Source organism: Streptomonospora litoralis, assembly GCF_004323735.1.
Lineage (GTDB): Bacteria > Actinomycetota > Actinomycetes > Streptosporangiales > Streptosporangiaceae > Streptomonospora > Streptomonospora litoralis.
In genome coordinates, this window is the sequence record NZ_CP036455.1 from 633,057 (window position 1) to 656,779 (window position 23,723).

Consider the following 23,723-nt stretch of genomic DNA (forward strand, 5'->3'; position numbering starts at 1 on the left):
GCCGACCCCGCGACGCCGGGCCGGGGTGCGCCGCGCGGCGCACCCCGGCCCGGTCTCCCCTTTCCGTCCGGCCTGTTCGATCCGGGCGGATCGGGCGGGTGGGTCAGCCGTTGAGGCTGTCGGAGGACTGAGCCGACAGTGTCACGTCGACCTGCTGCTCCTCACCGTCGCGGACGTAGCCGATGGTGATCGTGTCGCCGGGCTGGTGGGCGCGGATGGCGGCGATGAGGGCGTTGGGGCCCTCCACCTGTTCACCGTCGACGCTGACGATCCGGTCCCCGCGCTGGATGCCCGCCTGCGCCGCGGCGCCGCCGTCGGTCACCTCAACCACCGTGGCGCCCTCGGCGTCGCGCTGGTCGGTGATGGTGGCCTCGATGGCCGCATAGTTCGCCTGGCCGTCCTCGATCAGCTGCTGGGCGATGGGCTTGGCCTGGTTGATCGGGATCGCGAAGCCGAGCCCGATCGAGCCGGCCTGGCTGCCCATGCCGCCGCTCGTCGAGGCGATAGCGGTGTTGATGCCGATCACCTCGCCGCTCATGTTCATCAGCGGCCCGCCGGAGTTGCCGGGGTTGATCGGGGCGTCGGTCTGGATGGCGTTGATGACCGTGGAGGTCTGCAGCTGCTCCTGCTGCTGCGGCTGCTGCTCCGGCAGCCCGAACGGGTTCTGCGGCTGCTGCGGCTGCTGCTCCTCCTGCTGCCCGCCGGTGGCCCCGGTGTTGACGGGCCGGTCCAGGGCGCTGACCACACCGCTGGTGACGGTCCCCTGCAGCCCGAGGGGGGCGCCGATCGCGACGACCTTCGCGCCCACCTGCACCTTGTCGGAGTTGCCCAGCTTGGCGGTGGTGAGCCCGCTCTTGCCCTCGGCCTCGATGACCGCGAGGTCGGAGACGGGGTCGGTGCCGAGGATCTGCGCCTGGGCCTCGCTGCCGTCGTTGAAGGACACGGTCACCGTGTCGCCCTCGGCCGCGGCGACGACGTGGGCGTTGGTGAGGATCTGGCCGTCGGAGCTGATGATCGCTCCGCTGCCGCTGCCCTGGCCCGCCGAGATGGACACGACGCTGGGCAATGCCTTGTCGGCGACCTGGCTGACACCGCCGGCGGAGACGGAGCCCTCGGAACCGTCGGTCAGCGCGGAGGTGCCGCCTCCGCCGTCGATCAGGTAGGCGCTGACGGCCGCGGCGGCCGGTCCCACGATGAGGCTGGTGATCAGCGCCGTGACAGCGGCGACCGCGATCGCCGCCGAGTTGCGGCGGAAGAACGACGGCTTGCGCGGCTGCTCGCCGTGCGGTCCCCCCGGTGCGCCGTCGCCGTAGGGAGGCGGCGGGTAGCCGCCGGGGTGTCCGGGTCCGCCGGGGTGTCCGGGCCCGCCGGGGTGTCCGGGCCCGCCGGGGTGGCCCGGCCCGCCCGGCTGCCATCCGCCGTGCCCCGGTCCGGGGCCGTAGGGGGAGCCGGGATGCCCCGCGGCACCCGCACCGGACCATGCGCCCGCTTCGTGGCCGCCGGTGCCGCCGTGCGGAGGCGGACCGTAGGGGCCATGGTGCGCGGCGCCGGGGGCGGGCTGGGCGTGCTCGGGCGGCTGCGGCGGCTCGTGGCGGCCCGCGGCCTGGGGGTCATCGGCTCCGGGACCTGCGTTCGAACGCGGCGGGCCCTCGGCTCCGGACGACCGCCAGGGATCGCCCGCCTCCGATGTGGCGCCGCCGGCCGGCTCTGCCCCGGCGGCGGCACGGGGGTCTGCGGCGTCGGGAGCCGGCGCGGCACCGCCCTCGGACGGCCGCTCCGATCCCGCGGACTCGGCCGGGGTCTCGGGGTCGGCGCCGGTCCGGGCCGGGTCCGCGGACGCGTCGGCCGGCTGCGCCGGACGGCCTTCGCCGTCCTGGCCCCCGTGGGGGAAGCCCTTGTTGGGGTCGCTGGCACTCATTTGCTCCTCCGGATACTCGACCTGTTACCGACAACCATCGGGCGCCGAGGTTAGAAGGCGGTGAGACAGCGGAAAACCTGGGTTTCGAGTCTCGCCCGGGCCCGTCAAGGCGATCGCGGTCGAATCGGGTAACTCCGGGTACCCCTGCCCATTCGAGACGCGAAGACGACATCGGCGCGCCTCGCACTCCGTCCGGGTCCGCTGTCCGATCATGGGATTCGACACGGCGGGCGCAGCCGTCCGCCGCCTCCTCTGCCGGACAGCCGCGTGGCCGCCCACTGACCCTGGTTCGCGGGCCACGCGGTGTTCTCGGGTGGCCGATGTCCCTTGTACCGGGTCATGCGGGCCGCCCGTCCTCCCCCGTCTCGGCGGGCAGCCCGGCGTCGGCGCCCCACGCGCTCCACGAGCCCGGATAGAGGCGGGTGCGGGTGTATCCGGCGTGCTCCAGGGCGAGCAGGTTGTGGCAGGCGGTGACCCCGGAGCCGCAGTAGGCGGTGATGGTCTCGGCGGAGTCGGCGCCCAGCGAGGCGAACCGCTCACGCAGCCGGTCGGGGGCGGCGAAGCGTCCGTCCTCGGTCAGATTGCCCGTCCAGGCAGCGCTGCGCGCTCCGGGGATGTGGCCGGGCCGGGCGTCCACCGCGGCGGGTTCGGCGCCGGTGTAGCGCTCGTGGGCGCGGGCGTCGACGAGCAGCCGGTCGGGATCGCCGGTGGCGGTCCGCACGGCGGAGGTGTCGGCGACCCGCTCCGCGGGCCACGGCACGGGAGTACGCTCACGGGGCTCGGGTTCGACCCGGCCCGTCTCCAGCGCTCCGGGCCAGGCGTCGATCCCGCCGTCGAGCACCGCGGCCGGGGAACCGAGGGTGCGCAGCATCCACACCAGCCGCGCCGCGGTCGAGCCGCCGCTGTCGTCGTAGGCGACGACCGGTGTGCCGTCACCGATCCCCAGCGAGCCGAGGGAGGCGGCGAAGTCCGCGGGCTCGGGCAGCGGGTGGCGGCCGCCGGCCTCGGTCGCGGGGGCGGCGAGGTCGGTGTCGAGGTCGGCGAACACCGCGCCGGGCAGGTGTCCGGCCAGGTAGGCCGCGTAGCCGGACCGGCCGTCCAGATACCACCGGACGTCGGCCACGAGCACCTCGCCCCGGTGGTGCATCAGCCACTCGGGCGAGACGACGACGGGCAGGCCGGGCGTTTTCTCATCGGTTGGCATGGCAGCAAGCTACCCGCACGGCCCGCAGGTCAGACGGCCTCGTCCGGATCGCGGGATACGCGCGCGCGGCTGACGCGGCGCACCCACAGCAGGCCCAGCACGGGTAGCACGAGCGGGATGAACAGGTAGCCGCTGCCGAAACGCGACCACACGGTGTCGTCGGGGAACGCCGCCGGATCGAACACGCTGAACGCACCCACCACCAGCACGCCGACCAACTCCACCGCGCACGAGACCCCCGCCACCCGCAGCGACGTCCGGCCGCCGCGGATGAGGCCGACGGTCGCGACGATATAGACCACCCCGGCCAGCGCCGAGAGCACGTAAGCCAGCGGCGCCTCCTCGAAGCGCGTGAAGATCTGCACGGCCGCGCGCGAGGTCGCCCCGACGGCGAAGATCGCGTACACGGCGACGAGGACGCGGCCGGGGCCGCTGCGGCCCGCGGAGTCAGACACGAGAGGGGTCCCAGAGCTGTTCGAGGCGGACCATCATCACAGGCAGGATCAGGCAGGCGAACGCGATGACGGCCGGGCCCCACCGGCTGCGCTCGACGAAGCCCCACACGGCGCAGGCGGGCGGGATAAGCACGACCGTGGCCAGATAGCTGATGAAGATCAGGGTCTCGGCGGGGCGCTCGCCGCGGGCCATCAGCACACCGGAGACCACGGCCTGGGCGATCACCAGCAGCCACAGCACGGCCGCCGCGACAAGGTGGGGCACGACCATCGGCTGGTCGCGGAAGGTCGAGACCAGGCACCACCCGGCCAGGATCAGCGACGCGATCTGGATGGTGGTGGTCAGCGCTTCGACCACGAGTATTCTCCACCCCCGGATGATTGCGGTGCGGCCGGATTCGGCCCGCGCGCCGCTGGGCGCGCCGGTGCGGACCGGGCGCAGATGACTACGACAGACTGTAGTACCACCGCGCCGCAGGTCGGAAACCGGGTCCGCCCCCGCCCCGCCCGCCGGCGGCGCGACACTTCGGCCGCGCACGCGCGTTGCGGCGTGTGGCAGCCCTTTCGGGGGGCAGCGGCCAGCTGACGACAGGTGAGGAGACGGAGCGCGCCATGAAGTACGGAATCCTGATGTTCCCGACGCACGACGCCGTCGACCCCGCGACCCTCGCGCGCGAGGTCGAGGACCGCGGATTCGAGTCGCTGGTACTCCCCGAGCACAGCCACATCCCGGTCAGCCGCCGCTCGCCCTATCCCGGAGGCGGCGACCTGCCGCGCATGTACGTCCACACCTACGACCCGTTCGTGGCGCTGACCGCGGCCGCCTCGGCGACGTCGACGCTGCGCATCGGCACCGGTGTCTGTCTGGTGGTGCAGCGCGACCCCATCCACACCGCCAAGCAGGTGGCCAGCCTGGACTTCCTCTCCGGCGGCCGGTTCCTGTTCGGCGTGGGTGCGGGCTGGAACCGCGAGGAGATGGCCGACCACGGCACGGACCCGCGGACCCGGATGCAGCGGATGGCCGAGAGCGTCAAGGCCATGAAGGAGCTGTGGACGAAGGACGAGGCGGAGTTCCACGGCGATTTCATCGACTTCGAGAAGAGCTGGGCCTGGCCCAAGCCTGCGCAGAAGCCGCACCCGCCGGTGATCGTCGGCGGCAACGGTCCCACCGTCGAGGAGCGCGTCGTCGACTTCGGCGACGAGTGGATGCCGCAGGGGATCACTCTGGACAACGTCGGCGAGTTCGGCGACCGCGTGACCCGCCTGCAGCAGCTGGCCGCCGACGCCGGCCGGGACACCATCCCGGTCTCGCTGTACTACGCCGTACCCGACGAGGAGACCATCGACGCGTACGCGAAGGCGGGCGTGGGACGCGTCTTCTTCGGTGTGGACTCCGCGGGCCGCGACACCGTGCTGCCGCAGCTCGACCGGCTGGCCCAGCTGATCCGCTGAGGTGCGCACCCGGCCGCCGCGCTAGCGTCCGCCGTGCACGGGGGCGGGGGCGGGCGCGCCGCGAATACCGGAGGCCGGAGCGAGCCGCGGTTCAGGAGCGCTGCGGCGCTCCGCCCGAGTCCGGCGGGCCGGGTCGGCGGACGCCCGGGGCGCCGCGTCCGACACCTACTCCGCTCGGCGCGGAAGGCTATCTGTACTGGCCGGGTCCGTAAGCGCCCGGTCCCGGAGCAGCGGACTCCCCGTAGTGGCCGACGCCTGGACCGTCCGGCCCCCACGCCGGGCCTCCGGCGGCCCGCGGCTCCGCCGCACTCGGCTGGGCCGCACCGCGGCCGCCGAACGCGAGCGCGATCAGGAGCAGGATCAGCGCGCCGCAGAGACCGCCGACGATGACGCAGCTGAGGACCGTCGTCAGGGGACCTTCGAGGACCGGGATCGGCGCGAGCCAGAGCGCCGCTTCGTCCACGGTGAAGCCCAACCAGCTCAGGATCAGCAGCGCCCCCGCGGTGCGGATCAGTCCCCGCTTCGAGGAGGCGCGCCCGGCCAGGGATAGCGCGAGGATACCGACGATCAGCAGCGGTAGTTGGACCACCAACCGCGGCAGGGTGAAGACGAGAAAGTCCTGGGAGATCATTGCGCGGCTCCGTTTCGTCGGAAGGGCTCAGCCATCGGCCTGCGGCGCGCCGCCGGGTCGTTGCCTGGGGCCGCTCGGCCCGTACTGCCACGGGGGCGGGCCCTGCCACTCCTGCCCGTCCCCGGCGCCACCCGGCGGCGGAGCCGGTGCCGGAGGTGGCGCCGCACCCGAATTCGGACCCGAAGGGTGGGCGCCGGGGCCTTGAGGTCGAGCGCCGGGTCCCGCATGCGGTTGGGGAGCCGGACGCTGCGGATAGGCCCCGGGGTTGCCGGGATGGACCGGTCCGCCGTGGCCGGAGGGAACGCCGCCCCCGGCTGCGGGCGGCGGCGCCGACCATGCCGGATCGGGCTTCGGTGCGGGACCGGTGCGCACGCCTCGGATCAGGCCGAGGAGCAGCAGCAGGAACCCCGCGGCGAGTGCCAGGTCCAGGACACGCTGGCCCAGAACGACGGGCAACGGCGGGATGCGCCAGAACACCTCGAAATAGGACAGCAGGACGGTGCTCACATAGCCGACGCCGTAGACCAGGATGAGCACCAGGCCGAACGCCGGCAGCATGCGGCGTCCCGCCGGGGCCGGCACAAGCGCCATGAATCCCAGCAGCGGAAGTACCACGAAAGGCCCGTTCCACAGGATCAGTTGCACGAGTTCCACGGAATTCCCACTCTTCGCCGCGTATGAACGTCGGATCAACCTAGGACATCGCGCCGACTGGGACCAAAGTGAACGTCGGTGCGGCCGGATCCGGCCGCCTCCGAGCAGCGCCCGCGCCCGCCGCTCCGGGCAGGCGGCTCCCTCTTGGGTCGCGCAGTCGCCGCTCAGCGCTTCGCGTCCGCTCCCGCCCCGTAAACACGGCGGGGTACACCGGTCATCTGCACGCCCACCGCGGGGCGGCTACGAAACCGGTTCATTTGCGATACTCGCAGTCGGCGGACCGACCCGCACCCTGTGCCGCCGGCGCGACACGGACTCCGCTCCGCCCGAGCGGCGAAGCTCCCCAGATAGAGGAGGCGCAGACATGACAGAGCCGCGGCAGGCGGTGCGGTGGGACACGCCGCAGGTGTTGATGGCCGTTGCAGCGGTGTCGCTGATGGCGGTGGGCGCCGTCTTGTTCCTGCTGGGCGAACCGCAATCCGCATTCAGCGTGATGCTGGGAGCCTTCGTCCTGGGCCTGGCCCAGAACCGCAGGCGGCGCGCTCGGCACCAGCCGCGCTAGCCACCGCTCGGCGGACAGGACCGCGAGCATGCCAAGCGATCAGCCGCGGCGGTGCGCGGGGAATGCCCCGGGCGTGGCCCCGCGGACGCGCCGACCTGCCGAAGAGGACCGGACGCCGCCGGCTCCCGCGGTCGCACCTACTCCCACTCGATAGTGCCCGGAGGCTTGCTGGTCACGTCGAGGGTGACGCGGTTGACCTCGCGGACCTCGTTGGTGATCCGGTTGGAGATGGCGGCCAGCACGTCGTAGGGCAGCCGCGACCAGTCCGCCGTCATCGCGTCCTCGCTGCTGACCGGGCGCAGCACCACCGGGTGGCCGTAGGTGCGGCTGTCGCCCTGCACGCCCACCGAGCGGACGTCGGCCAGCAGCACCACCGGGCACTGCCAGATGTCGCGGTCCAGGCCCGCCCGCGAAAGCTCCTCGCGGGCGATGGCGTCGGCCTCGCGCAGCACGTCCAGGCGCTCGCGGGTGATGTCGCCGATGATGCGGATAGCCAGGCCCGGCCCGGGGAACGGCTGGCGCCACACCATCTCCTGGGGCAGGCCCAGTTCCTCGCCGACGCGGCGGACCTCGTCCTTGAACAGTTCGCGCAGCGGTTCGACCAGGGAGAACCGGAGATCTTCGGGAAGCCCGCCGACGTTGTGGTGGGACTTGATGTTGGCGGCGCCGGTTCCGCCGCCGGACTCCACCACGTCCGGGTAGAGCGTGCCCTGCACCAGGAACTCGACGTCGTCGCCCGCCTGGCCGCCCTCGGCGACGACCTCGCGGGCAGCCTGCTCGAAGACCCGGATGAACTCCCGGCCGACGATCTTGCGCTTCTCCTCGGGGTCGCCGACCCCCGCCAGCGCGTCGAGGAACCGGTCCTGGGCGTCGACCACCTTCAGCACGGCCCCGGTGGCGGCGACGAAGTCCTTCTCGACCTGCTCGGCCTCGCCCTTGCGCAGCAGCCCGTGGTCGACGAACACGCAGGTGAGGCGATCGCCGATGGCGCGCTGAACCAGAGCGCCGGCGACCGCGGAGTCGACGCCGCCGCTGAGCCCGCAGACGGCGCGCTTGCCGCCGACCTGGGCGCGGATGCGTTCGACCTGCTCGTCGACGATGTTGACCATGGTCCAGGTGGGACGGCAGCCGGCGCCGTTGTAGAGGAAGTGGCGCAGCACCGCCTGCCCGTGCTCGCTGTGCAGCACCTCGGGGTGGAACTGCACCCCGTACAGCCCGCGCCCGGGGTCCTCCATGGCGGCGACGGGCGTGCTCTCGGTACTCCCGGTGGTACGGAAACCGGGGGGTGCCGCCGCGACGGAGTCGCCGTGGGACATCCACACGGTCTGCACCGCGGGCAGGCCGTTGAAGAGCACGGTGTCGGTGCCGACGTCGATGCGGGTGCGGCCGAACTCGCTGCGGCCGGTCTCGGCGACCCGGCCGCCGAGGGACTGCACCATCGCCTGGTATCCGTAGCAGATGCCGAGGGTGGGCACGCCGGTCTCGAAGAGCTGCACGGGCGCCTGGGGCGCGCCGTCGGCGTAGACCGAAGCGGGGCCGCCGGAGAGGATGATGGCCTTGGGCTTCTTGGCGAGCATCTCCTCGACGGGCATGGTCGAGGGCACGATCTCGCTGTAGACATGGCACTCGCGCACCCGCCGCGCGATGAGCTGGGCGTATTGCGCGCCGTAGTCGACGACGAGGACGGTGTCGAACGAGCTTTCGCCGGCGTCGGCAGGGGACACGACAAGCCTTCCCGCAGGTAGAGGCGTGCAGCGCACGGGGATCGGACCGGTTCCAGTCTAGATCCTCGCCGCGGCCTCAGAACCCGGCCACCAGAACCGCGCGGTCGTCGGCGTGGTCGGTGGGCGCGGACCACGCCATGACCGTGGTGCACACGTCCTTGGGGCTGGGGGTCTCGAAGCCGGTCAGCAGCGCGGAGAGCCGACCGAGCCCGGCGTCCAGCGATTCGCGCCGCTGCTCGACGACGCCGTCGGTGTAGCAGACCAGCAGGTCGCCGGGGCGCACCGGCAGGTGTGCGGTGCGGTGCGATCCGCCCAGGGAGCAGCCCAGCGGCGGGTCCACGACCTCGTCCAGGCGTTCGCAGGAGCCGTCGGTGCGCAGCAGCATCGGCGGCACGTGTCCCGCGTTGGCGTAGACCAGCTCGTGGGCGCCGGGATCGTAGACCGCATAGCACATGGTGGCCATGTTCTCCGGCAGGTAGGTGTCGACGTAGGCGTCCAGCCGCGCGGCGACGCGGTCGGGGCTGCTGTCCTCCTCCAGCGCCGCGGCGCGCAGCACACTGCGCAGCTGCGACATGACGGTGGCCTCGGGCAGGCCGTGTCCGGCGACGTCGCCGATCACCAGGCCGATGCGCTCGGACGCGGGGACGGCGAAGACGTCGTACCAGTCGCCGCCGACCTCCGCGCCGTAGGCGGTGGGGATGTAATCCGCGGCGACATCCAGCGGCGCGCCCTCGACGCGATCGGGCAGCAGGCTGCGCTGGAGGCCGAGGGCGACCTCGTGCTCGCGTTCCATGCGGGCGCGCAGGTGGCGTTCGCGGTCGTCGGCGGCCGCCGTGCGGCGCAGGCGTTCGCGGTCGAACGTCGAGACGAGGCGGATCTGCACCGCGGGCTCACCGGCGTCGGCCCAGGCTGCGCGGCTGCCGAACCCGTGGCAGCGGCGGGGGCGGCCGTCGGGGTCGAGCAGGCCCAGCGCCCCGGCCAGCGGCTCACCGGATCGGGCCCACCGCCACAGGGTGTCGCCGACGTCTTCGGCGCTGTCGCAGGTGAGGCCGTAGAGGTTGGCGCCGGCGCCTGCGGCGGGGAACAGCCGCCGCATGGCCGCGTTGTGTCCGAGGATCTCGCCGGAGAGGCCGACCAGCAGCATCGGCTCGCTCACCGCCCTGGTGATCGAGCCGAACAGCTCGCCGGCTAGCACGGCTCACCGGGCGCCGTGCCTGTCGGCGCGGCGGGGCCGGTATCGGGGGGCGCTCCGCGCGGCGGGCCGACGCGGCCCGGCACCTCCTGCCGCCCGATCGCCTCCTCCGGTGGCGCGTCCGGATCGATCGGCGGTTGGCGCCTGCAGACATCGTCGCTGAGTCGGAAGTCGGCATCCGCTACTCGCATCGGTCCCTCCGTCGGCTCCGCGGGTACCGCCGCAGCAGGTTCGGGGAGCGGGGAGGCATGCGGCGGCCGCGTGAGGGGAACGTTACGCCGGGTCGGCTTCGGGCGCAGGAGTTTTCCACTTTTTTACGGTAGAGCGAACAGAGCATGGCGTTTCCCCGTCGTCCGGCGGCCGCACCTGGCCACCATCCGGGGTGATCGGGCAGGCCGGCGGCGGCGCCGGCAGCATCCGCGGACTCGGCCGGAAGGCGGGGGCGGTCGGGCCGAGGGCGCGGGGGGCCGCCCCGGCCCGCCCTGGCATCAGCGCATCCGGAGCCGTTTCATCAGCCGGGCGCTCGCGGTCATCACCGTGGAGAGGGTCTCGGCGTCCATGCCGGGCGTGCCGCCGAGGCCGACGTAGTGCTGGCTGGCGACCGTCTGGGACTCGGTGTAGCGCAGCAGACCCTCGTCGCCGTGCCGCCGGCCCAGTCCGGACCGCTTCATACCGCCCATCGGAGCGCCGTAGCTGGCCCACGCCGCGCCGTAGCCCTCGTTGATGTTGACGGTGCCCGCCTGGATGCGCTCGGCCAGCCGCCGCCCGCGAGCGACGTCGCGCGTCCACACGCTGGCGTTGAGGCCGTAGTCGGTGGCGTTGGCGGCCGCGACCGCCTCGTCCTCGTCGGAGTAGCGGTAGAGGGAGACGACGGGGCCGAACGTCTCGGCGGCGCAAGCGTCCATGGCGGGTGCGACGCCGGCCATCACGGTGGGCTCGTAGAACAGCGGGCCGATCTCCTCGCGGGCGCGGCCGCCGGTGAGGATCTCGGCGCCTTTGGCCCGCGCGTCGTCGACGTGGGCGGCCACGCGGTCGAACTGGCGGCGGTAGGTGAGCGAGCCCATGTCGGCGGAGTAGTCGAAGTGGGCGTTGAGCTCCATGCCGCGTACGGCCCCGGCGAAGCGTTCGGCGAACTCGTCGTAGACGGAGTCGTGCACGTAGAGCCGCTCGGTGGAGATGCACAGCTGGCCGGCGTTGCTGAAGCACGCGCGCTGCATGCCCTCCACCGTCCAGTCCAGGTCGGCGTCCGCGCACACGACGGCGGGGTTCTTGCCGCCCAGTTCGGCCGAGAAGCCGATCAGGCGGCTCGCCGCGCGCTGGGCGATCCGGGCACCGACGGGCGAGGAGCCGGTGAAGGACACGTAGTCGGCGTCGTCGATGAGCGCGTCGCCGATCTCCTCGGGAGTGCCCACCACGGGGATCCACAGGTCCTCGGGCAGGCCCGCCTCGATGGCCAGGTCGATGGCCCACAGAGCCGACAGTGCCGTCTGGGTATCGGGCTTGGCGACCACGGCGTTGCCGGCCAGCAGCGCCGGGACGGCGTCGGCCACAGGCAGCGCGAGCGGGTAGTTCCACGGGCTGATGACGCTGACGGCGCCTTTGGGCAGGCGGTGGTGGCGGGTGCGGGTCGCGCCGGGCACCGCGCCGGCGGCGCGCCGCGGACGCAGCAGGTGGGGTGCGCGCCGGGCGTAGTACAGGGTGCCGCCCGCGGCGTCGTAGACCTCCTCGAAGGCGTGGCGGCGGGCCTTGCCGGTTTCCCACTGGATGATGTCGAGGATCTCGCGCTGGCGGTCCAGCACCAGGTCGTGGAACCGCAGGAACGGCTCGGCGCGCTCGCGGGGGGACAGCGCGGCCCAGGACCGCTGAGCGGCGCGGGCACGCTCGAACGCGGCGGCCACGTCGTCGGCCGAGGACTCCGGGAGCTCGGCGAGAGGGGCGCCGGTGAAGGGGGCGGTGGTGGTGGTCGTGCGCCCGGAGTCGGCGGCCAGCCTGCGAACGAGGCGGGGGGAGGCGTCCGGCAGCTCCGCCCGAGGCACGGGATCGCCGGGGACGCTCGTAGCGGTGTCCATGCGGGGAGGGTAATCCACGTCACTCGAATTGGCTACCCGCCGGTAACCACGCCTGCACGGGTTATCGCGCCTTGCGCCGGGGAGGATTCCACGGGCGGGCCCTGGACGGGCAGAGGTGGAGCAGCGTTGGATCGCACCGAGCGAGAAGCCGTTCCGGGGCGTCCGGTCTTCGTCCCCGCCCCCCTGGTTGGAGGTTGCGATGTCGCAAGCCGCGAACACCACCGTCGCCATCGCGGGCGGCGGCCCCGCGGGGATCATGCTCGGTCTGCTGCTGGCGCGGGCCGGTGTGGACGTCACCGTGCTGGAGAAGCACAGCGACTTCCTGCGCGACTTCCGCGGAGACACGGTGCACCCTTCCACCCTCCAGGTGCTCGACGAGCTCGGGCTCGCCGAGGAGCTGGAGAAGCGGCCCCACCGCAAGGTCACCAGCCTGTCCATCGCGCGGGGCGACCGGCCGATCGTGCAGGCCGACCTGCACAGACTGCCGGTGAAGTACCCGCACATCGCGATGATGCCGCAGTGGGATTTCCTGGACATGCTCGCCGACCACGCCCGCACCTATACCGGATTCCGGCTGCTCACCGACAGCGAGGCCACCGGCATCGTCGAGGAGGGCGGCGCGGTCCGCGGGCTGAGGTACCGGTCGCGTCCGCCGCAAGGCGAAGGGGCCGATGCTCCCGCCGAAGGTGGCGCCGGCGACGGCGAGGAGCATGAACTGCGGGCCGTGCTGAGCGTCGCCGCCGACGGCCGCGACTCCGCACTGCGCGACGCCGCGGGCATGGTGCCTACCGAGCTGGGCGCGCCGATGGACGTACTGTGGCTGCGGATTCCCCGCCGCTCCGGGGAGAAGAGCGGGCTGAACGGCGCCCTCGGTGAAGGCGCCATGGCGGTGGCGATCGACCGCGGCGACTATTGGCAGGTCGCCTACGTGATCCCCAAGGGCGGCTACGACGCGGTGCGCGCCGAGCCGATCGAGAGCCTCCAGGACAGGCTGCTGGCGGTGCTGCCGTTCCTCGGGGAAGACGTGCGCGCCGTCGACGACTGGTCGAAGGTGGCCTTCCTCAACGTCGCTTCCGACCGACTCGCCTCCTGGTACCGGCCGGGGCTGCTGGCCATCGGCGACGCGGCGCACGCCATGACGCCGATCGGCGGCGTAGGCATCAACCTGGCCGTGCAGGACGCCGTTGCGACGGCGAACCTGCTGTCGCGACAACTGCTGGAGGCGCAGAGCGACGCCGACCGGTTCGCCAAGACGCTCAACCCCGAACTCCTGGCCCGGGTCCAGCGCCGCCGGCAACTGCCCACGGTCGGCACCCAGGCGGTGCAACAGCTGCTGCAGCGCCAGATCATCAGCCGCGTGCTTGCGGACGACCTCGACGAGGGCCGACTGCCGCTGCCGCTGCGGGCGGTGGCCGGCACGAGCGCATGGTCCTACCTGGTCGCCCGCGTGATGATGGTCGGCCTGCGGCCCGAACACGTGCACAGCCCCGCGGTGGCGACCCCCGCGGCACGGCCGGGGGAGTCCTGAGGCGCGGAGTCTTGACATGCGGAGTCCTGAGCCGCGGCGGGTGGCCTGCAGCAGAAGCGGCTGCAGTGATCGTGGGGTCTTCGACGGGGCGGTGGTGGGTCGGAGCCGCGGTCGACGGGTCGGATGCTCGCCGGTGGCGGTGCCGGCGGTGGCGGTGCCGGCGGGGGCGGGTCGGGTCTGCTGGGCGGTCTTGCTGGTCGGCCGGGCGGCGGGTGGGCTTGCCTGGAAAGCGGCGGCGAGGGCCGCGGATGGCCGGGCCTGCGGTCGGCGGTTCGGGTGCTCGCCGGTGGCGGCGGCCAGCGGGGGCCGCCCCCCGGGGGTGGGTATTCATCACAACACCTCCGCGCGGAGCCGGTGTTGCACTCACCCCCTGAACCCGCGTCCCTGCAGACAGACGCGGCGCGGCTTGGCCCGTCTATCGCGAACTTATGGTCGCAGGAAAGCGTATTCCGCGGCCATAAGTTCGCGATAGACGCCGGGTGAACCGGCATACCGGACATACCGGCGCCGGTTGGCCGACGTGGTACCGCCGTGTTGTGGCCGGACCCGCACCGGGCGGAGGCCGCGCGGCGGGGTGCGGTCGCGGGCGCCCGCACGGCCCCGGTGGTGCGCCGGATCGGGGGCCGAGGTGGCGACGACACGTCGCTCGTGGCGCCCGAGCGCGGCCTCCGGGTGCCCCACCCCCGATGGGGTGGACTTTTGGGGGTCTATGCCCGTTTTGCGGGTGGCCTCGGCGGGCGCGGTGGCGACGAGGTGCACGAAAAGTCGACGTCAGGGGCGTTCTTTGTGCCATTCGGCGCGCCTCGTGCGCCCTCGCCGCCGCAGCGCGGCTGCGAGCCCACCGGGAACTCGGGCATCAGTGGGCAAAACACCCCCCGTTGTTTCGTATCGCGGAGTGACAATGTGAGGACAGCACCTCGGGGCGACACCGAGGCGGATGCCGCCGCACGTATGTGCATCTCGTGGCCCCGACCCGGCTGCCCGACCGCCGCCCCGCCCACCGCAGGCCCGGCCCCGCCGTCGTCGCCGCCCCGCCGCACGCCCAACCGGCGAGCACCCGGCCCGTCAACCGCAGGCCCGGCCATCCGCCGACCTCGGCGCCGCTTTTCAGCCAAGACCACCCGCCACCCGGCAGACCGACAAGGCCGCCCAGCAGACCCGAGCCGCCCCGTCGGCTGCCGCCACCGGCGGGCACCCGGCCCGTTGGGCGCGGGCCAAGCCATCCGCCGACCTCGGCGCCGCTTTTCAGCCAAGACCACCCGCCACCCGGCAGACCGACAAGGCCGCCCAGCGGACCCGAGCCGCCGATCCGCCAGGCGCGCCACCGGCGGGCACCCGGCCCGTCAACCGCAGGCCCGGCCATCCGCCGACCTCGGCGTCGCTTTTCAGCCAAGACCACCCGCCACCCGGCAGACCGACAAGGCCGCCCAGCAGACCCGAGCCGCCCCGCCGCACGCCCAACCGGCGAGCACCCGACCCGTCAACCGCAGGCCCGGCCCCCCGTCGTCCTCGCCGCCGCCTCTCCTCCAGGCGGCCGCCGCCCGCCCGGTGCCAAGACCGCACAGCGGACCGGAGGCGCGGCGATGGCCGCCTATCGCACCTCACTCCCGGACGTCGGAGCCGCTGCGTTCGCGGCGGCGGTCCCGCGATGCCGACGCCGCTCGGGCGAGACCGGCGACGCCCAGTCCCACCGCCAGCACCGGCACGACCCACATCGCCTCGAACCCCCAGCGCGACGGTCCGGCGACGATGAAGGCCGTCCCCAGCCCGATGAAGAGCAGCCCGGCGATCAGCGATCCCCAGTCGGTCCTACGACGACGCACGTCGCACCTCCATATCGCCGATTCGGGAGACCATGTCGACGACGAACGTCGGCGGCTCCGCCGGTGCGGCCTCCCCGTCGGGGCCGGCGGCACCTGCGCTGCCGCGGTCGGAGGGGGCCCCGTCCGCGCCGCGATGCGGCTCCCGGGCCGGGGTTGCCGGCTCCAGCGTCTTCCGCATGTCGAGCGGGGTACCTACTCGCACGGAGTCGCCGACGCGGATCTCGCCCAGCGACGCCCGGCCGCGGACGTCGGTGCGCGCGGTGTCGGGCACCACCACGGTCAGTTCGCCGAAGCGCACTTCGGCGTCGACCCGGATGCGCTGCCCCGACTCCAGCGGCACGCGCGTCAGGTCCAGCAGCGCCACGCCGCCGGTCAATCGGTAAGGGCGTTCGGCGGCGGCGACGGTGGTCGGCCGCCACTCGATCGACGCGAAGCGCAGGTTCGGCAGGTCGACGGCGACCGAACCCACCAGCAGCACGGTCGCCACGGTCCCGGCGGTGATCAGGCCGCGCGGATCGCCCACCCAGGTTCCGGCCACGGCGACCAACCCGATGATCACGACGACACTCCCGAGGAACACCGGACCCGTCTGCGGCCCGAACAGGGCGTTCCCGAACGGTGCCGAGGTCGCGCCGAGCGTGACCACGACCGCGGCCGCGATAAGCCACGCCGCCACGTTGAGCAGTAACACACCCCGTCGCGCCCGCCGGTCTTGTCTGCGCTGCCGGCGGCGTTCACGCGCCGAGCCCGCCTGCTCGCGCCGGGTGGCGCCCACCCCCGGGGGACGCGGGCAGGCCGACGGCGGGTACCCCTGCAACCCGTCGCCCCCGGTGTCGTCACCCTCGCCGCCGTCCGCGGATTCCGGCGGCCCTTCGCCGCCGGGCCCGTGCTCCTGTCCGGCGTGCCCGGTGCCGTCCGGGCTCCCGCCCCGGTCGGCCGTGTTGGTGTCGGTGCTCGTTTCTGCGGCCTCACCGGCGCCGCCGCGCTCGCCGTCGGACACGACCGCCAGGTCCACCGGACCTCTGGGCGCCTGCGCCCACGGCTGGGCGGGATTGAAGTAGGCGGGCTTGGGCTCGGGCGGCGGTGTGGTCGGCGGCGGCTCGCCCGTCTTCAACAGCCCCGGCAGCTCCCGGTACGTCCGGCGCAGGTCGACGCCCCGGTTGTGCGCCACCAGCGCTCCCAGGATCAACGGGGTCGCCAGGACCAGCGTCCCCCAGCTCACACCGCCGATCAGGCTCAGCGCGGCCGAGACGCCTACCCCCAGGCCCAGCAGCGCCGGCACCGCCCGGTCGTCGATGCGCCGGTTCAGCAGCTGCTCGAACATCGCCGGACCACGGCTCGCGTCGCGCATGGCCATCCACGCGCCCACGTACAGCAGCACACCGGTGAACCCCGCCAGACCGGTGATCGCGAAGCCCATGCGCCACACGATCGGATCGATCCGGGTGTAGGCGCCCAGCCCGGCGCACACCCCCGTGATCAGCCCGCGCTCGTTGTCGCGCACCAGCTCCTCGCGCGCCGGCCCGTCGGCGGGCTGCGGCCCCGCCGCCGCCGTCCCCGGCGGCGGGGCCGCCTCCGGCACCTGCGCAGCACCGTCGGCCGCCGCGGCGGCCGACGCCTCATCGGGCTCGCGCGCCGCGCCGTCCTGCGGATTCCGGCTGTCGTTCACCGTGGCCGTTCCGCAGTCGGCCGCCAGTTCCGTCGCATGCTTCCATCCTGCCCCGCCACGTGCGTAGACGCCCATCCGGAACTACCCTGACGCCACCCTGAGCCCCCCGGCCGCGAGTCCCCGGGCGGGTCCCTGATGCCCTGTCGCCACCCGCAGGGGCATCCTGGATGGCACGGGCGCGCAACGGCCGCCCCGCAGCGCGCGGGGCGGCCGCCCGCCCTTCGCCTCGTCCGCGCGCCCGCCCGGGGCGTAGCGGGGAAGTCGGACCCGAAAGGCACAGACACGGTGACCGAAACGGCGAGCCGCCGGCCCCCGGACCCGCGGCTGGTGCGCCCGCGCGACGGACGCCTGATCGCGGGCGTCGGCGCGGGCCTCGCCCGGCACCTGGGCATCGACGCCGTCGTCACGCGACTGGCCCTGATGGCGCTGTCCTTCGGCGGCATCGGCATCGCCGTCTACATCGTCCTCGTACTGTTCGTGCCCGTCGACGACGTCGATGAGACCGCCGAGGACACGGCGCCCGGCGCGCAGGGCCGCGCGGAGCCCCAGCACGAGACCGGGCGCGGCATGGCCGAACGCAAGGGCCGCGACATCAGCCAACTGCTGGCCTACTGCGCCCTCGGCGGCGGCCTGGGCATGCTCGCACTGCTCTTCGGCGGCTGGTTCGAGCCGGTGCTGTGGTTCATCATCTTCGGCGCCCTCGGCGCGACGATCCTCTGGCAGCAGGCCAACCCGGCGCTGCGCGAGGAGTGGATGTCCACCTCCGTCCTCGCCCAGACCGGCAAGTCGTGGGCGCGCACCGGCGCCGGGGTGCTGCTCGTCGTCATCGGCGCCATCGGCTTCCTCGTCTTCCAGCAGGAACTCAGCCAAGCCCGCGCCGGCCTGACCTTCGCCGCCACGATCATCGTCGGGATGTGCGTCATCGCCGCGCCGTGGATCGTCGGCCTGGTGCGCGAGCGCGACCGGGAGCGCCGCGAGCGCATCCGCAGCCAAGAGCGTGCCGAACTGGCTGCGCACATCCACGACTCCGTCCTGCACACGCTGACCCTCATCCAGCGCCGCGCCGACGACGCGCGCGAGGTCCAGCGGCTCGCGCGGGTGCAGGAACGCGCCTTGCGCGGCTGGCTCTACCAGCGCCCGGCCGACGCCGAGACCACCGTCAAACCCGCCCTGGAGCGGGTGGCGGCCGAGGTCGAAGAGGCTCACGGCGTGCCGATCGAGGTGGTCTGCGTGGGCGACTGCCCCATCGACGACGGCGTCCACGCCGAACTGCGCGCCGCCCGCGAAGCCATGGTCAACGCCTCCAAGTACGCCGGAAGCGACTCCATCTCGGTCTTCGGCGAGGTCGACCCGGAGGAGGTGCTCGTCTTCGTCCGCGACCGCGGGGCGGGCTTCGACCTGGACGCCGTCCCCGAGGACCGCATGGGCGTGCGCGGCTCCATCCTGGGCCGCATGGACCGCCACGGCGGCAGCGCCCGCATCCGCACCGCCCCGGGCGAGGGCACCGAGGTGCAGCTGCGCATGCCGCGGGAGCAGGAGTCAGCGGACTGAGACGAGCCCGCGGGCGCGACGTGGCCGGAGTCGGGCAGACCCCTGCTGCTACCGGGGCGCCGTGGGTACAGTCCATGGTGTGGCAGACGAGAACAGCACCTTCGCCGACGGCGCCGTCGCGCCCCGCGTCGTGATCGTGGACGACCACCGCCTCTTCCGCAGCGGTGTGCGCGGCGAACTGGGCGACGCCGTCGACGTCATCGGCGAGGCGGGCGACGTCGACGGCGCGGTCGAGGTCATCGCAGAGAAGCAGCCCGACCTGGTCCTGCTCGACGTGCACCTGCCCGGCGGGGGCGGCAGCGAGGTCCTGCGCCGGGTCCTGTCCCGGTACCCCGAGATCCGCTTCCTCGCGCTGTCGGTCTCCGACGCCGCCGAGGACGTCATCGGGGTCGTGCGCGGCGGCGCCCGCGGCTACGTCACCAAGACCATCTCCGGGCGCGAACTCGCCGACGCCATCATCCGCGTGGCCGACGGGGACGCCGTCTTCTCCCCGCGCCTCGCCGGATTCGTGCTCGACGCGTTCTCCGCCACCGACGCCCCGCCCATGGACCCCGAGCTCGACCGCCTCACCCAGCGCGAACGCGAGGTGCTGCGGCTCATCGCCCGCGGCTACGCCTACAAGGAGGCCGCCAAGGAGCTGTTCATCTCGGTCAAGACCGTCGAGACCCACGTCTCCTCGGTCCTGCGCAAGCTCCAGCTCTCCAACCGCCACGAGCTCAGCAGGTGGGCCACCGCGCGCAAGCTCGTCTGAGGCCGTTCCCGAGCGCGCCGCCGCGGCGGCGCGTCCCGACGGGCGGTGCCCGGCGCGTCAGCGCAGCGCGTCGGCCATCCGCTTGAAGAACGCCTCGCCGTCGACGTCGCGCACCAGGGTCACCGGGGGGCGGAGGTCGGCGGTGTCGCGATTGGGCCGCAGGTCGGCGATGGTCTGCCCGCGCGTGTGCGCCCCCTGCAGCTCCACCCGCACCGGCACCTCCTCGGTCGCGGTCGCCAGCTCGGGGGTGAGCAGGACCGCCGCCGCCAGCGGGTCGTGCATCGCGCACTGGCGGACCCCGAACACCCGCGTGTACCAGTCCGTGTAGAAGCGCAGGAATTCCGCGGTCGTCTCCGCTCGGCGGCCCCCGATGCCCGCCAGCCCGTCCAGCCACGTATCGGTGGCGACGGTGCGCATCGTGACGTCGAGCGCTACCAGTGTGGCGTCGAACCCGGCCCCCAGAACCGCTTCGGCGGCCTCGGGATCGGCGGCCACGTTGGCCTCCGCCCAGGGTGTGATGTTGCCCGGCGCCCGCACCGCGCCGCCCATGATCACCACGCGCCCCAGCAGATCGGGCAGCTCCGGCTCGATACTCAGCGCCAGCGCCAGGTTGGTCAGCGGACCCAGCGCGAGGACGTCGATCTCCCCCGGGGTCGAGCGGGCGCCGCGGACCAGCAGCTCCGCCGCCGAGTGGTCCGTCGGCGCGGCCGCGGGCTCGGGCAGCTCCACCTCGCCCAGCCCGTTCTCGCCGTGCACGGCCTTGGCGGACCGTGCCGGCTGGGCCAGCCCGCGACCGGCGCCGCGCGCCACCGGAACCTCCGGCCGCCCGTAGAGTTCGAGCAGCCGCAACGCGTTGCCCGTGGTCGTCGCCGCGTCGTTGTTGCCGAAGACCGAGCCGACGCCGACCAGCTCTACCTCGGGCCTGGCCGTCAGGTAGGCCAGTGCCAACGCGTCGTCGATGCCCGGATCGCAGTCGACGTAGATACGCACCCGTGAATCCCCTCTGCTGCATGTGCTGCGTGTTCGGCCGCTCCGGGAAGCATCGGATCCGCACCCGGGACCCGGAGGTACCGCGGCAAGCCTAGACAAGCCCGGCGACGGTTCGGGGCGTGCGGGCGGCCGGATCGCGGCCGCGGGTGGGCCGTCCGCCGGCGGTCACGCCGCGGAACGCTCGGCCGCGGGCCGGCGCCCGGCGCCGACGGTCGCCTCGCCGCGGACGCGTGCCAGGACGCGCTCCGCACCCTTCGCGCCCAGCAGCCGGTCGGCGACGACCAGCACCGCACCCAGCAGCGAAAACGCGGCTCCGTAGATCAGCACGCTGCGCAGCAGGCCCGCGTAGCCGAGGAGGGATACGTCGACGAAGAAGTAGGGGTAAGCGGTTTGCTGGAACAGCGCCCCGCGCACCGTCGTGAAGACCGCGTAGGCGAGGGGATAGGCCAGCCACACCACCGCGTAGTGCGGGCGCATCCGCCGGTGCCGGTCGAACAGTACGAAGTCGGCGGCGGCCATGATCGGCGCCACCGCGTGCAGCAGGTCGCTGGAGTCCACATACCACCAGGGCACGTCCACGAACTGCCCCGCATTGGCCGCCGGAGCCTGCGTCGGGGCGTCGGCCAGCACGAAGTTGAAGACCAGTCCGGTGATCAGGATGTAGAGCGTGATCGCGCCCTTGAGCCAGGCCGGCAGGCCCCCGCGGCCGCGCCACGCCGACCACGCCGCGAAGGCGAAGCACACCGCAAGCACGCTGTTGCTCTGGATCGTGAAGTACACGAAGGGGCGCAGCGACTCCGCCCGCCCCAGCTCCATCGCGATCCCGGTCACGGCCACCAGCGCCACGGCGGCGCGGTAGAGGCCGATGGTCAGCGGCATCGGCACGCCCCCTTCCCCCGGCGAACGACGCTACCGGCTGCGCACGGCGGAGCCGGCCCTGCCCGGGGCCGCGGTGCACGGCGGTTGGTGGGCCGGAAGGGATGACCCGGCCCACCCGCCGCCCCCCGTAACCTGGGGAACGTGTCGTCCTCCCAAGAGCTTCTCGAAGGTCTGAACGCGCCGCAGCGCGAAGCCGTCACGCACGCCGGCAGCCCGCTGCTGATCGTCGCGGGCGCGGGCTCCGGCAAGACGCGGGTCCTCACCCACCGCATCGCCTACCTCCTCGCCGAACGCGGCGTCCGCCCCGGCGAGGTACTCGCGATCACGTTCACCAACAAGGCCGCGGCCGAAATGAAGGAGCGCATCCAAGCGCTGCTCGGCGGCCGCATCGCCGGCGCGATGTGGGTGATGACCTTCCACTCCGCGTGCGTGCGCATCCTGCGTCGCGAGGCCGGCCGGCTGGGCTACCCGACCGGGTTCACCATCTACGACGCCGCCGACTCGCGGCGGCTGATGCAGCTGGTGTGCAAGGAGCTGGACCTCGACCCGAAGCGGTTCCCGCCCAAGTCCTTCTCCACGCAGGTGTCCAATCTCAAGAACGAGCTGGTCGACTACGACACCTTCGCCGAGCAGGCGCAGAGCGAGCAGGAGAAGAAGCTCGCCGAGGCGTACGCGCTCTACCAGCAGCGGCTGCACGAAGCCGGCGCCATGGACTTCGACGACCTGATCATGATCACGGTCAACCTGCTGCAGATGTTTCCCGACATCGCCGAGCACTACCGGCGGCGCTTCCGGCACGTGCTCGTCGACGAGTACCAGGACACCAACCACGCCCAGTACGAGCTGGTGCGGCTGCTGGTGGGCGAGGACCGGCCCGACGCCGCGGTCCCTGCCTCGGAGCTGTGCGTGGTGGGCGACGCCGACCAGTCCATCTACGCGTTCCGCGGCGCCACCATCCGCAACATCCTGGAGTTCGAGCGCGACTACCCGCAGGCGCGCACCATCCTGCTGGAGCAGAACTACCGCTCCACGCAGACCATCCTCACCGCCGCGAACGCCGTCATCGAACGCAACCCCGACCGCCCGGCCAAGAACCTGTGGTCGGAGCAGGCGGTCGGGCCCGCACTGGTGGGCTACGTCGCAGACAACGAGCACGACGAGGCGGCGTTCGTCGTCCAGGAGATCGACAAGCTGACCGACGAGGGGGCGTGCTCTCCGGGCGAGGTCGCGGTGTTCTACCGCACCAACGCCCAGTCCCGCGTCTTCGAGGACGTGTTCATCCGGACCGGGCTGCCCTACAAGATCGTCGGTGGGGTGCGGTTCTACGAGCGCAAGGAGATCCGCGACATCCTGGCCTACCTGCGGGTGCTGGCCAACCCCGAGGACACCGTCAGCCTGCGCCGGATCCTGAACGTGCCCAAGCGCGGCATCGGCGACCGCGCGGAGGAGACGGTCGAGCTGTTCGCGGCGCGCGAGCGGACCTCCTTCGCGCGTGCGCTGCGCCGCGCCGACGAGATCGACGGGATGGCCAAGCGCTCGCTGAACGCGGTCAAGGACTTCGTCGCGCTGCTGGATGAGCTGGCGGAGGTCGCGGAGGAGGGATCTCCCTCGGAGGTGGTCGAGGCGGTGCTGGAGCGCACCGGCTACCTGTCCGAACTGGCCAACTCCAAGGACCTGCAGGACGAGAGCCGGGTGGAGAACCTGGAGGAGTTCGTCGAGGTCGCCCGCGAGTTCGAAAACAGTTTCACCGGACCGCTGAACGCACCGGAGCCGGGAGAAGGGCTCGAATCGGGCGCGGAGGCGGCTGGGGAGGCGGCGGCCGCGGATGGTGCGGCCGAGCCGGCCGGAGACGCCGGCGGCACCGCCGAGTCGGCGACGGAGCGGGGACCGGGGCCGGACGCGCCCGAACCGACGCTGGTCGACTTTCTTGAGCAGGTGTCGCTGGTGGCCGACACCGACCAGATCCCCGACGCCGACGAGTCCGGGGGCGTCGTCACGCTGATGACCCTGCACGCCGCCAAGGGATTGGAGTTCCCGGTCGTGTTCCTGACGGGCATGGAGGACGGCGTGTTCCCGCACATGCGCACGCTCGGTGAGAAGGCCGAGTTGGAGGAGGAGCGCCGGCTCGCCTACGTCGGAATCACCCGCGCTCAGTCGCGGTTGTATCTCAGCAGGTCCGCGGTGCGTAGCGCGTGGGGCGCCCCCTCGTTCAACCCGCCGTCGCGGTTCCTCGACGAGGTACCGGCCGACCTGGTCGACTGGCGTCGCGCGCAGTCGACGGTGGCGGCCGCGAGCCCGTCCCGAGCGAGGAGCGCTTCGGGCCCGCGCAAGGCCAAGAGCGAGGTGCCCTCGCTCAACCCGGGGGACAAGGTCAACCACGACTCCTTCGGCATGGGCACGGTGCTGCTGGTCGACGGCGCCGGCGACAAGACCAAGGCGCGCATCGATTTCGGCGCCGACATCGGGGAGAAGGACTTCCTGGTGAAGTTCGCACCGATCGAGCGGCTCTGATCGCCGGGTCGGGCTGTGCAGTACCGACCGCCCGCGTGACCGTATCGGGACTGACGGAGTCCGGCGGTGTGTGCCGAGCACGGCGCGGGAGTGTGTAGGATGGAAACACCGACGAAACGAACGCAGGCGAGAGTCTGCGGGCGGGTCGGCGCCCCCGTCT

At 73.0% G+C, this 23,723-nt stretch carries 19 protein-coding genes; 6 read left to right on the forward strand and 13 right to left on the reverse strand.

The window, feature by feature from the left end; all coding sequences use genetic code 11:
- Window positions 1–103: 103 nt before the first annotated feature.
- The 4 genes from EKD16_RS02790 to EKD16_RS02805 all read right to left on the reverse strand — a co-directional run bounded on the left by EKD16_RS02790 (window position 104) and on the right by EKD16_RS02805 (window position 3,935).
- Window positions 104–1,918: a S1C family serine protease gene (locus EKD16_RS02790; RefSeq protein ID WP_131096949.1), complete on the reverse strand. Its 1,815-nt coding sequence runs from the start codon at window positions 1,916–1,918 to the stop codon at window positions 104–106.
- A gap of 337 nt (window positions 1,919–2,255) precedes the next feature.
- The gene (locus EKD16_RS02795; protein WP_131096950.1) at window positions 2,256–3,122 is read right to left on the reverse strand and encodes a sulfurtransferase; all 867 of its coding nucleotides are present in this window, start codon (window positions 3,120–3,122) and stop codon (window positions 2,256–2,258) included.
- Window positions 3,123–3,151: 29 nt separating this feature from the next.
- Entirely contained in the window at window positions 3,152–3,577 is a 426-nt protein-coding gene (locus EKD16_RS02800) for a hypothetical protein (RefSeq protein ID WP_131096951.1), read from the reverse strand.
- Complete coding sequence (locus EKD16_RS02805; RefSeq protein WP_131096952.1) at window positions 3,570–3,935, reverse strand: hypothetical protein; 366 nt, start codon at window positions 3,933–3,935, stop codon at window positions 3,570–3,572. Before EKD16_RS02805 ends, EKD16_RS02800 begins: the two co-directional genes overlap by 8 nt.
- Window positions 3,936–4,189: 254 nt before the next feature.
- Between EKD16_RS02805 and EKD16_RS02810 the strand changes: the two genes are divergently transcribed.
- Window positions 4,190–5,029 carry an LLM class F420-dependent oxidoreductase gene (locus EKD16_RS02810; protein ID WP_131096953.1) on the forward strand — a complete coding sequence of 280 codons (840 nt, stop codon included), beginning with the start codon at window positions 4,190–4,192 and terminating at the stop codon, window positions 5,027–5,029.
- A 187-nt stretch (window positions 5,030–5,216) separates the two neighbouring features.
- Here EKD16_RS02810 and EKD16_RS02815 read toward each other — a convergent pair whose 3' ends face one another.
- Window positions 5,217–5,660: a hypothetical protein gene (locus EKD16_RS02815; protein WP_131096954.1), complete on the reverse strand. Its 444-nt coding sequence runs from the start codon at window positions 5,658–5,660 to the stop codon at window positions 5,217–5,219.
- Between the two features lie 27 nt (window positions 5,661–5,687).
- Complete coding sequence (locus EKD16_RS02820; RefSeq protein ID WP_131096955.1) at window positions 5,688–6,314, reverse strand: hypothetical protein; 627 nt, start codon at window positions 6,312–6,314, stop codon at window positions 5,688–5,690.
- Between the two features lie 364 nt (window positions 6,315–6,678).
- Between EKD16_RS02820 and EKD16_RS02825 the strand changes: the two genes are divergently transcribed.
- Window positions 6,679–6,876, forward strand: a complete 198-nt coding sequence (locus EKD16_RS02825) for a hypothetical protein (RefSeq protein ID WP_131096956.1) — start codon at window positions 6,679–6,681, stop codon at window positions 6,874–6,876.
- Between the two features lie 137 nt (window positions 6,877–7,013).
- Here the strand turns inward: EKD16_RS02825 and guaA are convergent, their stop codons facing one another.
- The 3 genes from guaA to EKD16_RS02840 all read right to left on the reverse strand — a co-directional run bounded on the left by guaA (window position 7,014) and on the right by EKD16_RS02840 (window position 11,861).
- The gene (gene guaA / locus EKD16_RS02830) at window positions 7,014–8,600 is read right to left on the reverse strand and encodes a glutamine-hydrolyzing GMP synthase (protein WP_131096957.1); all 1,587 of its coding nucleotides are present in this window, start codon (window positions 8,598–8,600) and stop codon (window positions 7,014–7,016) included.
- Window positions 8,601–8,676: 76 nt separating this feature from the next.
- Complete coding sequence (locus tag EKD16_RS02835) at window positions 8,677–9,756, reverse strand: PP2C family protein-serine/threonine phosphatase (RefSeq protein ID WP_242677206.1); 1,080 nt, start codon at window positions 9,754–9,756, stop codon at window positions 8,677–8,679.
- 524 nt (window positions 9,757–10,280) lie between these two features.
- The gene (locus tag EKD16_RS02840; RefSeq protein ID WP_131096959.1) at window positions 10,281–11,861 is read right to left on the reverse strand and encodes a succinic semialdehyde dehydrogenase; all 1,581 of its coding nucleotides are present in this window, start codon (window positions 11,859–11,861) and stop codon (window positions 10,281–10,283) included.
- 199 nt (window positions 11,862–12,060) lie between these two features.
- Here EKD16_RS02840 and EKD16_RS02845 point away from each other — a divergent pair, with 199 nt between their 5' ends.
- Window positions 12,061–13,389: an FAD-dependent oxidoreductase gene (locus EKD16_RS02845; RefSeq protein ID WP_131096960.1), complete on the forward strand. Its 1,329-nt coding sequence runs from the start codon at window positions 12,061–12,063 to the stop codon at window positions 13,387–13,389.
- Between the two features lie 1,601 nt (window positions 13,390–14,990).
- Here the strand turns inward: EKD16_RS02845 and EKD16_RS02850 are convergent.
- Together EKD16_RS02850 and EKD16_RS02855 are read right to left on the reverse strand one after the other, a co-directional pair.
- Window positions 14,991–15,212 carry a hypothetical protein gene (locus EKD16_RS02850; RefSeq protein WP_131096961.1) on the reverse strand — a complete coding sequence of 74 codons (222 nt, stop codon included), beginning with the start codon at window positions 15,210–15,212 and terminating at the stop codon, window positions 14,991–14,993.
- Window positions 15,199–16,881 (reverse strand): PspC domain-containing protein, encoded by a 1,683-nt coding sequence (locus EKD16_RS02855; RefSeq protein ID WP_341351865.1) that lies wholly within the window; start codon window positions 16,879–16,881, stop codon window positions 15,199–15,201. Before EKD16_RS02855 ends, EKD16_RS02850 begins: the two co-directional genes overlap by 14 nt.
- Window positions 16,882–17,166: 285 nt before the next feature.
- On the opposite strand from EKD16_RS02855, the gene EKD16_RS02860 reads away from it, so the two are divergent.
- Both EKD16_RS02860 and EKD16_RS02865 read left to right on the forward strand, forming a co-directional pair.
- Window positions 17,167–18,432, forward strand: coding sequence for an ATP-binding protein (locus EKD16_RS02860; RefSeq protein ID WP_242677207.1), 1,266 nt, complete (start codon window positions 17,167–17,169; stop codon window positions 18,430–18,432).
- A gap of 79 nt (window positions 18,433–18,511) precedes the next feature.
- Window positions 18,512–19,183: a response regulator gene (locus EKD16_RS02865; protein ID WP_131096963.1), complete on the forward strand. Its 672-nt coding sequence runs from the start codon at window positions 18,512–18,514 to the stop codon at window positions 19,181–19,183.
- A gap of 57 nt (window positions 19,184–19,240) precedes the next feature.
- Here the strand turns inward: EKD16_RS02865 and EKD16_RS02870 are convergent, their stop codons facing one another.
- The gene (locus tag EKD16_RS02870) at window positions 19,241–20,173 is read right to left on the reverse strand and encodes a nucleoside hydrolase (protein WP_131096964.1); all 933 of its coding nucleotides are present in this window, start codon (window positions 20,171–20,173) and stop codon (window positions 19,241–19,243) included.
- A gap of 165 nt (window positions 20,174–20,338) precedes the next feature.
- A complete protein-coding gene (locus EKD16_RS02875; RefSeq protein WP_131096965.1) occupies window positions 20,339–21,052 on the reverse strand; it encodes a Pr6Pr family membrane protein in 714 nt (237 codons plus the stop codon).
- A 141-nt stretch (window positions 21,053–21,193) separates the two neighbouring features.
- On the opposite strand from EKD16_RS02875, the gene EKD16_RS02880 reads away from it, so the two are divergent.
- Entirely contained in the window at window positions 21,194–23,563 is a 2,370-nt protein-coding gene (locus tag EKD16_RS02880; RefSeq protein WP_131096966.1) for a UvrD-helicase domain-containing protein, read from the forward strand.
- The last annotated feature ends 160 nt before the right edge of the window (window positions 23,564–23,723 follow it).